At 55.9% G+C, this 14,518-nt stretch carries 5 protein-coding genes; 3 read left to right on the top strand and 2 right to left on the bottom strand.

Annotated features, from left to right (window positions below; all coding sequences use genetic code 11):
• Positions 1-53: 53 nt before the first annotated feature.
• A complete protein-coding gene (locus tag PW789_RS00340) occupies positions 54-3,497 on the bottom strand; it encodes a TonB-dependent receptor (RefSeq protein ID WP_299370092.1) in 3,444 nt (1,147 codons plus the stop codon).
• Between the two features lie 509 nt (positions 3,498-4,006).
• Between PW789_RS00340 and PW789_RS00345 the strand changes: the two genes are divergently transcribed.
• The 3 genes from PW789_RS00345 (at position 4,007) to PW789_RS00355 (ending at position 12,811) form a co-directional block, all read left to right on the top strand.
• Positions 4,007-5,329, top strand: coding sequence for a hypothetical protein (locus PW789_RS00345; RefSeq protein ID WP_299370094.1), 1,323 nt, complete (start codon positions 4,007-4,009; stop codon positions 5,327-5,329).
• 943 nt (positions 5,330-6,272) lie between these two features.
• Positions 6,273-10,289, top strand: coding sequence for an Ig-like domain repeat protein (locus tag PW789_RS00350; protein ID WP_299370096.1), 4,017 nt, complete (start codon positions 6,273-6,275; stop codon positions 10,287-10,289).
• Between the two features lie 1,043 nt (positions 10,290-11,332).
• A complete protein-coding gene (locus PW789_RS00355) occupies positions 11,333-12,811 on the top strand; it encodes a tannase/feruloyl esterase family alpha/beta hydrolase (RefSeq protein WP_299370098.1) in 1,479 nt (492 codons plus the stop codon).
• 15 nt (positions 12,812-12,826) lie between these two features.
• On the opposite strand, the gene PW789_RS00360 is transcribed toward PW789_RS00355, so the two are convergent.
• Positions 12,827-14,161: a hypothetical protein gene (locus tag PW789_RS00360; RefSeq protein WP_299370100.1), complete on the bottom strand. Its 1,335-nt coding sequence runs from the start codon at positions 14,159-14,161 to the stop codon at positions 12,827-12,829.
• Positions 14,162-14,518 lie beyond the last annotated feature (357 nt).

Genomic DNA, 14,518 nt, shown 5'->3' on the forward strand with positions numbered 1-14,518 from the left:
GAAAAGAACAAGTGGCCAGCAGATCGATCTGTTGGCCACTTGTGTGAGTTGTATTAGAAGTTAAATCTTCCCGTAAACTCCACAATTCGCGGCGTCGATCCGGCAGCGAGTGAAGTAACCCGTCCCATCGTATTGCTATAGGTGGTCACCCCATTTGCCGTATTGCCTACGCTGGTATTCGCTTGCCCATACTGAGGCGTGTTGCTCACGTTGTAGGCCGCCGCCTCGATGGAGAAGTTCATCTCTTGGGGGAGCTTGAACCGCTTCCTGAGCGTTAGATCCGCCCTGCGGGCCGAACCAAATCGCACATTAGAGGTATAACGAGGCATATTACCGATACCGTAACTGGTTACCTGACCGGAAGCGTTCATCAGGGTTGGATTAGAAAGCACATTCGCATTGAACCACGTATCTACCGAGCGCTTCTGAAGTTTAAGCTGACCAATGTCGCTTACGTTCGGCCTGCATGCAGAGAAGCCAAAGATGCTCAGATTGTTCGTACAGGAGAATTGATACGGCAGGCCGCTGGAGAAGGTTGTAATCGACGAAACCTCCCACCCTCCGAGAACGCCGTCGATCACCGTGTTCATATTCTGCCCCCAGCGTGCACCGTGTCCGAATGGGAGCTTCCAGATCACCATCCCGGTGAAGTACTGTGGAACATCGTGAGCGCTCACGGACCGCTCCAGATTCAGGTGATAGTAATCGCGTGCAGCATCACCCGTCTCCCACCCCTGGGTCTCCGATGTGTTATCGATGGCCTTCGACCATTGATACGTAAAGATCGTGGTCAACTGGCTGCCAAAGCGTTGCGTGTACTTGGTCGTTAGAGCGTTGTAGCTTGACGAGGCCTTGGGAAGATCCGTAGGCAGCGAAACGCTGGTGAACTGCGGGTAAGGCAACAACAGCTTATAACGCGGCAATGTTGTTGTATTGTTCGCACTGCTCGTCGGGAGATAGCCGTACATGGGGTTGGTCACCGCTGTGTTCAGGTAGGTTGGCCCCAGCGGAAGATAGCTCGGGTCCATCTGGTTCCGATTCAGGGTGTATCCCGATGCCAGGTGGCGTCCCTGAGATCCCGCATATCCGATCTCGACGACAGAGCGTGAAGTCGGCTGCAGTTGAACATCGAACGAGTAGGTTTGCATTCTTGGTGTTGTTTTCTGGAAGAGGAATGCACTTACCGAGGTGCCGACATTCGTCAGCAATCCATTCGACGAGCCGACCGCAGAAGCAAGCCCATTCGGAAACGGGTTGCTGATCAGCGTATTGGCAAAAATACCCTGACCGTTCACGGTCGCAATTGCCGCATTGGTTACCGAGAAGCCGTCAGTGTTGGCCGTCGGCGCCGTCGTGATCATTTGCGGATAGAAGATGCCATAGCCGCCGCGGAAGGAGATGTTGTTGTACGCCTTGTAGGCAAAGCCGAAACGCGGGGCAAAGTTTGTCAGTTGTGGACTCCACATCCCACGATTCGAGGAGTTGGCGAAGACCAACCCACCTTTCAGCGGCAGTCCCGTAGAACCAGCCAGAGGGCTGACAGCATCCTCGTCAAAATGGTTGTAGCGGTTGTAACGCTCGTTGCGAGGCATCTGGATCTCATACCGAAGACCGTAGTTCAGCGTTAGCTTCGGATTGATCTTCCAGGAGTCCTCTATGTACCACGCATGATAGGCCTGCTGCGCCGCAGGCGCAACGGCCACATTGGCACTTCCGCTGTTGTATACCCCCAGCAACGCCGACGCAATCGCGTTGCCTGTCGTCGACGTGCTATTGCTCGGCGTAGGTCCACCCGTCATAGCGCGACTAAAGGAGAAGCTGCCGGAGTTCTGGTCGTTGTCATTCAACTGCTGCACCGTCACCTGATAGCCAAGACGGAAGTTATGATTGCCCACCAGTTTCGAGACATTCAGCTGCCCGTCAAAGTTGTGCAGCGTGTAATTGAGGTGACGGGCATTTCCAATGGTGCTGTAGTTTGTAAAGGACACCGCAGGAAGCGTATTGGTCGAGAGCTGGCTGACCAGCGACGTAGGCAAACCGTAGGTTGAGGCATCCAGGCCGTAGATCTCGCTCGGCGACACCTGGTACTGGTGCCACGTCGAAAATGCTCCAACTGCATTGATCACCAAGGTCGCCGTCGGCACATACGTGGCGCTCACCAGTCCTCGGTATAGAGGGTTGTACGACGCATAGTTCGTATCGAGTCCCTTTCCTAGAAACGCAGGGATGTCCTGGCTGTTCCATAGCTTCATAAAGGTTCCGAAGACGGAGAACTTCGGGCTCAAGACGTAATCGGCACGGCCATCCAGACGATCGAGTTTCGTCGCCGAAGTGCCACCTGCAATAAAGTTGTTCTGTCCATTAATTGCTGTCGTATTTGGGAGAGGAAACAGGTTTATGATCTTCTGCCCAACAGGATCAAATGGAAGATTAATCACATTGTTAGGAAATGCCGTCTTTGCCACCAAAGTGGAATTTGACGAAAAAGGATTGTAGATCCTGGAAAGCGTGGCAATTCCGTTGGAATAATCGTATGTTTGCGAGAAATCTCCATTCCTCTCCGCCTGGGTTGGAACAGTCCCTGTAAAGCTGGAAGGCGAGGTCTGTCTCACACGCTCCCAATTGGTAAAGAAGAATAACTTCTTGCTTCTCCAGATTGGACCGCCCACCCGCACGCCGAAGAACTTCATGCTGTAGTCAGCCCTGGGAATAATGGTCGTGTTCCGTTTGTTGGCCCATGCGTTCGCGTTGAAGATTGCATTCTGATAATGCAGGAAAGCTCCTCCATGAAAGGTTGGACCGCCGCCCTGCGTCGTCACACTTACCACACCTCCATCAGTTCTGCCGTACTGCACATCGTATGCTGCTTTGAATACCTGAAACTCGTGCAAAGATTCCGATGAGGGCAGGCCGACGGCACCTCCCCAGTCACCGGCCGTAATACTGACCCCGTCAACCAGAATCGCCGCCGACTCATCACGACCGCCATTCAGCGCAAAGCGATTGGTGTTTTGGTCTCCTGATGTCGCATTCAGGCCCTGGCCCGTTCGTATGGCAACAACACCTGCCTGTGCCCACACAGCAGCCATTGCACCATGCGTGGGCAATGGAAGATCCTTGATCTCCTCCCCGGTGAGCGTAATGTTCTTGTTGGCGTCTTCCGTGTTCAGCAGGGGAACTTCTGCGGTTACGACTACTTGCTCAGAGACCTCACCTACAGGAAGCTCAAAATCAAGCCCGATGTTCTGGCCCGCTTCGAGAGATATCTGCTGCTTCACCGTCTTGAATCCAGCCAGCGAAACGGTGACGGAGTAATTTCCCGGATTGATCTGGCTCAAATTGTAGTGACCGTCTTCGCCGGCCTTCAGAAGGCGAGTCAATTGGGTGGCCGTATTGACTACCCTTATCGACGCACCGCTTGCCGCTGCCCCCGAAGAATCCGTCACCGTGCCGGTGATCGTCGCCGTAAACAACTGTGCGTATGCCGTAACTGCCAACAGGTTAGCCAGCCATATACGAAAGAATACTTTTCTAAAATTATTTGCGTTCGACAAGGTCTTTCTGCCTCCTCAAAAGGACCTCCGCGTCACAGAAATCAGGCTTTATTTTTTCGTGAGGCCTTATGCGATAACGGGAGTATTGGATCGCCAGAAAAGATATGTGGCCGTGCAAGCATGGCCAAGTTTCATTAGGTCTGAAACGTGGTGTTACATGCGTGAACTACATCATGGAAGAAGAGCCTGAGGAGGCAGCGTAACGACGATATATTGCTTTTCTTTCAAGGCTTTAACCGTCAAATTTCAAACGCACAGAGCATACGAGACAGCTACGGTTGCTCATTAATCCGGGAGGGATGTGACTTACGTCCTCTTTATCGCGTAGAACCGCCAGGTGTGGCTGTTCTGCACAGTTGCCTTCAGCATTCGCACCATTGACAACCATGATTGTGTCCACCGAGAATGATCCATCGCCAATTGAGGATTGGCCATGTGGAGACTAGGAACGGATGAGTGCGAGTGCGCGTCTCGACGATACATCGGACTGTGAGAGTAGCTTCTCGCTTCCCAACACGCAGGCTCCCGGGAAGATCTCAGGGCAGATCGAGCGGTTACTTGCACATCAGCTGTTTCAACATTCTGATTCCAATCGCCAGCTTGTGGCTTATCTCGGAAAGCGCGCGATCGACCACCCAGGTCAGCCTGTAAAAGAGATCGAGCTCGCCAGAGAAGTTTTCGGTCTATCATCGGATAAATTCGACCCACAGGTTGATTCCACCGTTCGAGTCCGGATAGGCCGACTACGGACCAGGCTCGTCGAGTATTATGCAAGCGCTGGTATCGACGATGAGGTTCTTCTCGAGATCCCAAAAGGCAGTTATTGCCTGATTAGCCATTTTCGAACCAAAGAATCCGTTGCCCACGTCCACGCAGAACCACCCGCAGAACTCCCCTCAATCCCCTACGCCATAATGGAGACTGCGCCGGCTTCCACAAAGGGCAAAACACAGGGACGCATGATTCTCATCCTGGTTCTTGTTCTTGGCAGTTTGCTGGGAGCTGTTGCTACGCACATGATTGAGCGTCAACGATCGAAGAGGATGCCGGCACACCTGGACCAGTTCTGGACCTCGTTTTACAACGCACAACAACCTCTGACGATCGTCTATTCGAATCCCCGGCTGTCAGGCCACCTGTGGACCGATGGCCTGCACTACGCCGATCAGGGAGAAGAGCCTCGTCCTGACCTGTCTCTTAATTTGACCTATACAGGGTCAGGCGACGTACCGGCGGTCCGGGCACTGACACACCTCTTCGACCAAATCCAATGGGATTTCCGCCTCGAATCGGGAGCCCACCTCTCCTGGGACGCCGCCAGGGTCTCCAATCTTATCTTTCTTGGCAGACCAGAGCAGAATCCCGCCTTGCAAAAGCTGTCTCGTCTAAGCGAGTTCTATTTTCAGACCGGACGTGGCATTATCAACGCTCACCCGCAGCCTGGAGAATCGGATAGGTATTCGAACGATTCGGAATACGACTACGCGGTGATTGCTTTTACGCCTGGCATGGATTCCAAAAGAAATATGCTTGTTCTTGCAGGCACTTTGACGGAAGGCACTCGCGCTGCTGTTGATTGTCTTACGGATGACTCCTGTATCGCTACTCTGCTAAACAAATTAGGAGTGCACAAAGGGAGCAAAGTGCCATACTTTGAAGCTCTCCTTAAGGTGAAGATCAACAATAACACTCCGGTTTGGAGTTCAATAATCACCGTACATCCTTATAATGCGGACCCCTCCTCGTGGCAGGTTCCTGCCGTACATGAAAGATAGTGGATCGCTCCATCAGTTACGAGATGATTCAGTAGCAGGTGGCCCTTGCGCGGCTAAGAAAGAGTCGGCATGTCAACCATCAAAGGATCTCTGCATTAGACATTACGTTCAGAGGATAGGCGGCGACAAAGTTGGCAGACCGGTTCGCCGATCTGGATCTTCGATTAGTAGTAACAGGCCTTAGACCATCGCGCGCCCCACCAGGAAGCGTCACTGATCGCAAAATGGGAGCGACAAGGCTCTGTGGCGTTCCCGAGGAGGTCTGACGACCAAGGTCCACTTGCTTACTGTCACGCTGCACTCAAATCACGGATTTGATCCGAAACCTCGGCTACTGTACTCAAATCGCGGACGCAGTGCAGGGGACTGGAGAAAGCTGAAATCATTCTCTTGGGAAGCTGTTCGAGAGCGCTGCTGGTCAGACGTCGCCGCAGTGGGATGGCCAAGCCCGGCACGCGAGCGAGACTCCGAGACCTTGGGGAACAGGGGAGTCAGAAGTGACTTCCACGAATGTGAATCCTCTTCGGTAGCGAGCCCGCTGTTCGTAGAGATCGCAATCGGTGGATACATTCACCACCAATTGCCAGACGGTCCCGATCAGCTCGTGTCGGGGATGCCAGTCGTTTGCAGCTGGCAAGGCTGTCAACCCACTCGATCCTTCTCGGGTCTGCATTAATCAGAAGGCGTGGGCCTGTATGACCAACACTGTTGAGATGACGAATCGTGACAAGGGCGCAGGCTTGAGAGTCTTTACCTCCGCTGACGCGGTGCATACTCTTCCTGCATAACGGAGTGACAGGAAGAGATCTGCCACTTTCGTTGAATAGGAAACCTCGAAGAAATTTCTACACTACCTCTACCCCTGCTGGCATGTGCTCACGTCTCCCGGGCGAAGCGCCATGCAACATTGAACCAACTAACAACCGATCTCCTTAAGGACGTTTTGAAACTCTCAGCACGCTACCTGCCCTCTGCCTTGTCGCGCCTTGTTCTCCATCATGCCGGCTGCCTCTCCCGCTGGATCGCAGCGATCGGCCTCCTGTTCGCTGGGACTGTCGGCCTTCATGCCTCGGCGACGACAGCGCATCTTCTGGCCAGTCTGAGCACACTCAACTCTCCGCTGGCCAGCACGCCGTACGGACTCGCGACCGATGCCCAGGGAAATCTTTATGTCAGCTACTTCACGTTGGGGTCGATCTGGAGATTCACGGCGATCCGCGGGGAGATTCCCTCCGATGCTGTACCGCAGCAGCTTGTGTCCGGATTGACTGAACCAAACGACCTGACCTTCGATCGGCAGGGCAACCTCCTCATCAGCGGTCCCGATTCGATCAAGATGCTCGCCGCGGTCGGTGGCCGCATCCCTGACAGTCCGGCGATCAGTACGGTTGCCTCCGGGCTAACGACGGTGACCGGCCTCGCGGTCGATGCAGCCGGCGATATTTTTTTCGCGCAGACGACGACAGGCTCGTTGCATAAGATTGCCGCGGTCAGCGGCACCATCCCGGCCAATCCCACGGTAACGGTCATTGCGTCCGGCCTGAACTGGCCCTGCGGCATCGACATCGACAGCAGTGGGAACATCTATGTCGCGATGGCAAACGCTGGAACGATTGTGGAGATGTTGGCGGTGGGTGGCACTGTCCCCGCCAACCCCTCCATGACGACGGTGGTTCCGGGAATCAGCTTTCCCAACAATGTCCGGGTGGATGGCAACGGCAACCTGATCATCTCGGGCTATGGCAGCGCGACCAATAAACTTCTGAGCTTCAATCCCGGCAGCGGGATCACCAGCACCCTGGCAAGCAACTACACTGGCTTCGGGATCGCGGTAGACGCTGCCAGCGGTCATATCTACTATCTTCCCAGCGTGAGACAGGCGCAGATCGGTGTGGTTTCGACCCGTTCGGTGAACTTCGAAGATCTGCCGGTTGCGGCGACGACTCCGGCCTCGCGCACCCTCACCTTCGCCTTCGACACGCCTGGCAGCATCGCCGCGCCGTCGGTGATGACGCAGGGCAGCGAAGGACTCGACTTTACCGATGCCGGGACGGGAAGCTGCACGACCAATGGCACATCGCACAGCTATGCAAAGGGCGACACCTGCACGGTGGATGTGACCTTCGCGCCACGCTATCCGGGCCAACGTCGAGGCGCCGTCGTCCTGAAGGACGGCAGCGGCGACTCCATCGCCACGGCATATATCTATGGGACGGGAACAGGCCCGCAGGCCGCGTTTACGCCCGGCACCGTCAGCAACCTGAATACGGGAAACACAACCCTCAATGCTCCCTACCAGGCGGCCTTCGACGGCGCGGGCAACATGTACGTGACAGATTCCAACTCCAACAAGGTCTTCAAGATTCCGGCCGGCGGGGGCGACGGTGTTGCGATTCCTGTTTCGGGCGTCTCGCTACCCACCGGCATCGCCGTCGATGGAGCAGGAAATCTCTTCATCGCGGACTACAACAACAGCCGTATTCTCGTTGTTCCCGCGTCAGGCACAGCGGGAACGCTGGCCATCAGCGGTCTGCCTTCTGCGCCCAGCCATCCCACATCGCTCAAGATCGATGGCTCCGGAGTTCTGTACATTGCGGATTATGGCAACACCTGCATCGACAAGGTCGTTCTCAATGGCGTCAGCCTTTCGACCGGTTCGCCCACGGGAACGGGAAGCGTGGTCAGCACACCCGGTTACAGCTTTTCGTCTAGTTCGATGCTCGATCTTGCCGTTGATTCTGCCGGTACGCTCTATGCCGGGGACAGGTCCGCAAATCGTGTCCTGAAGATTACGGCTGATGGTCAGGCGTCAGTGCTCGCAACTGGCTCGGTGACGTTATCCGTGCCTGCGGGTATTGCCGTTGATGCGGGAGGAAGTGTCTATATCGCCGACCAACACGCGCGTATCGTGAAGGTATCGTCTTCGGGAATAACGACTGTCATTCCAGTCAGCTCGCTCGGCGCATATCCGATGACCCTTACGCTTGATCCGGGCGGCAATATCCTGATCGCCGACTTCGGGAACGTGGTCCGCATCCTCGATCGTTCAGCCGCAGCCAACTCACTGACCTTTCCCGCAACCAACATCGGTAGCACGAGCGTGGTTAAGACAATCACACTGGACAACATCGGTAGTGAAGCCTTGAGCTTCCCGATTCCCTCGTCGGGCAACAATCCCAGCATCGCATCGGATTTCTCGCTGAACAGTACGGGGGGAACTGCGTGCCCGCTGACTGGCAGCACGACCAGTGCGCCGGGTTTGCTCTCCGCAGGGACGGACTGCACGCTCGACATCAGCTTCGCTCCAACCGCAGCGGGACCGGTCTCCGGTTCGCTGGTGCTGACCGACAACCACCTCAACGCCAGCCCTTCGACGACGCACACGATCGCGTTGAGTGGCACCGGGCTCGCCCCGTTGACGGCGACGACAGCGGTTGCTTCCTCGACCCTGACGGTTGGCCACGCCGCGACGACATTTACTCCGGTCACGGGCGCGGGCGGCACGGCTCCACTGGCCTACAGCGCCGCTCCGGCGTTGCCACCGGGCCTGTCGCTGAACTCTAGCACGGGAGCGATCAGCGGCACGCCGACGGCTCTCAGCAGCCAGACGACCTACACCATCACGGTCACCGATTCCACCGCGGCGACAGCGACGGACACCTTCTCTCTGCAGGTCGTGACGCTGGCAGCTGACCTCACCCTGCCCTCTCCGGGAACGCATACCTACGGCGACGCTCCGTTCGGCGTGACGGCGACCTCGAGCTCAACAGGCGCGTTGAGCTATAGCGTCGTCTCCGGTCCGGCGACCGTCATGGGCAGCACGGTAACGATCACGGGCGCAGGAAACGTCACACTGCGCGTGGATCAGGATGCAGCAGGCGGCTATCCGGCGGCCTCGACGACGGCCAGCTTTACCATTCAGCCCGCGGCGCTGACGGTGACGGCGAACGACGCAACCCGCGTCTACGGCGGTGCCAACCCGGCCTTCGTGGGCATGGTCACCGGAGCGAAGAACAACGAGAGCTTCACCACCAGCTTCACAACGACGGCCACCGCGACGTCACCCGTAGGAAGCTATACGGTCACGCCTGCGGTGACGGGAGCCACGCTGAATAACTACGCGGTGTTTACCTCGAACGGAACGCTAACTGTGACGAAAGCGGCCACGGGTACCACGCTGGCCCTTGGCAGTACGTCCGCAACGCCGTTGCAGACTGTCGTCCTGACGGCGGCTGTTGCCTCGGCCACCAGCGGAACGCCGACGGGGACGGTGACGTTCCTCGACAACGGCGCCGCGCTGGGTACTGCGGCGGTGAGCGGTGGCGTCGCCACTTACAGCGGCACGTTTGCATCGGGCAGTCACGTCATCTCGGCTTCGTACGCTGGCGATGGCAACTTCCTGGGCAGCGCGAGCTCAACGACAGGCAGTACGATCACGGTCGCCTCGCAGGACTTCAGCTTTACCGGCCCGTCAACGACCCAGGTGTACACGGGCACGTCGGTAGCAGTCAGCTATCAGCTTGCTCCAGTCAACGGAGCATACCCCGGCCCGGTGACGTTCTCGGTCACAGGCCTGCCAACGGGTGCGACCTGGACAACGACAACAACGAGTCTGGCTGCGAACGCCGGACCACAAACCGTAACCCTGCTGATTAAACTGCCTGCGGCTGCGGTCGTTGCTGGACTTCACGATCGGCGTGGTCTACCGCTTTCGTTTGCACTCCTGCTGCTACCACTGGCAGGCGTACGCCGCATGCGGTGGGCGACGGGAAGGCTGGGGCGCGTGCTCTTCGCGGCGCTGTTGCTCGCGGGCACTGTGGTGGGAGTTGGCAGCCTGACAGGTTGCGGCAGTGGTTCGACGGCGCAGGCTGCAACTAACTACAACGTCACGGTGACAGCAACGGCGGGTTCCGTGCAGCGTACCTCGCAGCTCACGCTCTCAGTGATGAACAGCAACTAAACGATGCTCTCTCGCAGTCTGCGGTTTCGGAACATGATCTGGAACCGCAGACAGGAAGAGGGTATTTCGACAACACGCAGGTCGCGTTCGGTATCAGCCGGGCGCGACCTGAATATTTCAGGCGTTCGCCAGCCATTGCTCCGTCTACTGATGGCCTACCAGCCCGGCCTGCTGCGAGACGAGGTGGCCTTCGTTGAGTACCACAAAGTTCGGGATACCGCGCACGATGTAGCGTGCCGAAAGTCAGGCTGCACTTATGAACACCTCTACCGAATTGCGAGTGATTCCGGACAGCATCATCTCGAGAGAGTTTGAAGTCGCCTTCGGTGAAGAGAAGGTCAGGGGTCGTATCGCTGAGGAATAGTGATGCCGTTGTCGGACTGCACTCAATCCCGGAATTCGAGCTGGTTTATGTACTCTAATCCCGGACGAAATAATCTGCTCCGGAACGGTGACGATCGTCAACGACTGCGTTCGTGCTGATTGATTGCGCTTATTACCGATTCGCGCTTCAGCGCCAAAAGCCAATCGGCTCCCCCGCAGCTTCTCAGTTACGCCATTTTTGCATTCAATTCCCGGACAAACTTTACCCCGAACTTCGTGCGGGATTTGAGTGCAGCATTCCGGGATTTCAGTGCCGTAAACCTGCAGTCAAATTTAGAGCTTGCAGGATGCTGTCATACCGATCCTCGATCCCATCTCGATCACGCAAGACAAACCGCTCAGAAGCAAGCGCTCCAATATCGATAGGGCCTCCGCAAGTGGATGGCCTGATGGTAACAAAACACCATCTCCTCCTCGTACAGCGTCTCTGAAGAAAACACTCGATCAAACGGCGGGTCTAGAGGCCTTCCAACGCCGATATTAATCTTGTTCTTTCCAAGAGCTTCCAGTTGATCGCGCGACAGCATTTCGTGGCGCTCGATATGAACCTTCGCCGCGCTGGCCTCTCCACCATCTGATTTTTTTGCTTTTCACCATGGGTGGTAAATCGCCGATGCTATGGTAGCCTTGGCTGCGATCACGGTTACTGGAACGGAAATTTGAGAAAACGTATCGTACGGGATCTATTGCTGCTGGCGGTTCTTACGCTACCCGGTTCAGGCATTGCGGTTGCAGAGGACTGCGCTCGGCTTAAGACGATGTCTGGGGTGACGTCGGCTGAGGTCGTTCACGGAGGTTCGTTTACGCCGCAAGGCGGAAAGGCAATCGATGACCTGCCTGAGTTCTGTCGCGTTACCGCGACACTGAATCCGAGTGGTGATTCATCGATCAAGATCGAAGTTTGGCTACCAGTGACGACGTGGAACCAACGCCTAGAGGGAACAGGCAACGGAGGGTTGGCTGGACACATCGGTTACGGTCCTTTGGCGGATGGGTTGAAGGATGGATATGCCGTCGCCAATACCGATATGGGACTCGGTGTTCCGGATGGTAAGGACGCTGGAATCTATGTCGGCCACCCAGAGCGGTGGGCAGATTGGGGATGGCGTTCCACTCATGAGATGACGGTCTTCGCCAAGTCCGTCGTAAAGATGTTTTATGGGCGTGCAGAGAAGAAGGATTATTTCGTCGGTTGCTCAACGGGTGGTGAGCAGGCGTTGATGGAAGCGCAACGTTTTCCGGATGACTATGACGGCATTGTTGGTGGTGCGCCGGCTCATAACCGGACGGGAGTGCATGAGAGTATTTTGTGGAACTTTGCGGCACTTGAAGCTCCAGGAAGCTCCCTTTCGGCGGACAAGCTGACGCTGGTGAATCAGGCAGTTGTGAAGGCCTGTGACATGAATGATGGGGTGAAGGATGGTCTGATTGGCGATCCACGTTCATGCAGGTTTGATCCAGCCGTTTTGCTCTGCAAAGACGGAAAGAGCGAACAATGCCTTACCCCATCTCAGGTTGAGGCAGTAAACAAGACCTATGCAGGACCGAAAGATTCTCGGAACGGACGGCAGCTCTACCCTGGGTTAGAGCGTGGCAGTGAGTTTGCCTGGGGATGGCTGCCATCCAGGTTTTCGATAGCGAAAGCACCGTTTGCACCTGTGTTTGAATGGGTGTTTGGAGCGGACTGGGCCTGGCAGAGTTTCGACTACGGCAACGATGTCGACACGATGCAGGCGAAGCTGTCGGGTACACTGAATGCCACCGATCCTAACCTTGATCTGTTTATGAAGCATGGGCACAAGCTCGTTCTGTATCACGGTTGGGCTGACCAGATCGTGCCACCCGGGGAGACCATTACATACTTCAACGCCGCGGCTGCCAGAGCGCCGATCGACGGTTCGGTGCGACTGTTTATGTTGCCCGGCGTTCAGCATTGCAGTGGTGGACAAGGGCCTTCAACCATTGCGCCGCTGGACGCTGTCGTGAATTGGGTCGAGAAAGGAAAGGCCCCGGAAGCATTGACTGCCACGGGCAATGGGATGGTCAGGATTGTGTGTGCCTACCCGGCAGAGCCAAAGTATAACGGTCAGGGTGACATAAATAACCCAACCTCTTATGTGTGTTCCATGAAGAAGTAGCGATGCGGTGCGGTGTCAATGAACTGCTGTTCGTTGCGTAACGAATTCAAACCCCGGTGAGACACCTCCCACAAGCTTTACGCGCGCCAACACTTCGAAATAGGGCAGCGTTCCCGACGATCCTGCTCCGATGCGTCGCAACAACTCGGCAGCAAATGCTTCTTCAGAAATTGCTCGCAGTCCCGCCTCGGTAGAAGACATGTCGGTTCCAAGAATGAGAAGAGCGTCTCCTGTTCCAATCGGCTTTGGCTGAAACGCAATAACACAATAGCCCATCTGCGATGGATAGGAATCCGATTCATATACCCGGCTTTCACCGGGCTGCGGGTTCATATTAAGAATGCTTCGTTTGCCGTCGGAGGCCATGTCATACCGGAAATTCATCCGACCCTCAAAGAGCTCCATCCAGGGATCGCCATAAGGGTGGCCCAACAAAATTACATCCCCAGATGTCTGCGGCTCCAAGCGAAAGTCTCTTGCCGAGATCAGATTTGCCGAAACTCCATAGCGCAACGTGAGACGGCTAATCTGCCACACCGCATCGGAGTCCTGAGTTGTCGTGTAGATGTGGGCGATAACCCTCTGTGCCGTGGTGAGAACGGCCGGATCGGTTACGTTTTTCGACAAGAACCGCGATGGAAACAGAGCGTCGCGATACTCGCTCAGGGTTACCCGCCTACCGGTGAGATCTGCCATCTGCATCAAGGACGAATCGGACAGAACAACCTGAAGCGAACGGTCCTGGTGGAAAATGGTACCCCACAGGCGATCCAAACTTGGGGCATACGGAAATTTCGTTCGAATCTCGCGTTTCATCGCGAGGTTTTGATAGGCCAACACCCCACATCCAAGAACAAGAACCGCAATGATTGCACCGTTTAAGAAGGTCCAAATGGGCTTGCTTGCGGCTGGCAACGACTCCGTCGGCGACGAGACATCTACCGATTCTGCTTGCCGCTCTCGAAATGTCGGAGCGTAGGATCGCGCGGGGATTTCTATAACAATAGGGTCTTTCGCTCCCTCGTCCACGGAATACAAGTGGAGCTTCTTTCGGAGCTGAGAGACCTGGACTCTGGCAATTGCGTCTTCGCTTGCGTTGTATCCCGGGCGACGCCCATAGACATCTACCGCAATATCCTGTTCGGAAATACTCTCAGTCGGTCTGAGTAGGACCTGTCGAAAGAGGTACAGCAGAAGTTCGCTTGCTCGAGGTGAGCGCTGGAACACAGAACTAGCCAGTACGCGCTCTACTGCGCCCCGGCGGGGATCTGTTGGCGGCAGCAACAAGAACGGGTCACCCTGTACCGCCGCTTGAGAAGACGGCTCGGCGAAGCTTTTCAATGAGTCCATGAGCGCGAAAATGGTACCACGCGGAGGCATGAAATGTGGAGCCCCAAAAACCGATTATTTCCTTTATTTTCATGCCGATAAACATGTATCGAACAGAGAAACACTGTAATTTTCTTGCCTGTCGATACGACAGGGATAGACCGTGCTCAACAGTTTTGTACGGGCCCGAGCGGATCGCACCAAACGTTTGAGAAGAACCGGTGAAGCGGAAGAGGAGCTTATGAAGAGATATTGTGATCGTTCAAATGGAATTCCCAGAAGATCCCTGCTTGCGGCAATGGGCATCGGAGGGCTGACATGGGCGATAAGTGGGCGGAGCGCTGTTGCCAAGATCGCGACATTGCGGACCCCTCTGTA

The sequence above is a fragment of the Edaphobacter sp. genome (assembly GCF_028283685.1).
Classification (GTDB): domain Bacteria; phylum Acidobacteriota; class Terriglobia; order Terriglobales; family Acidobacteriaceae; genus Edaphobacter.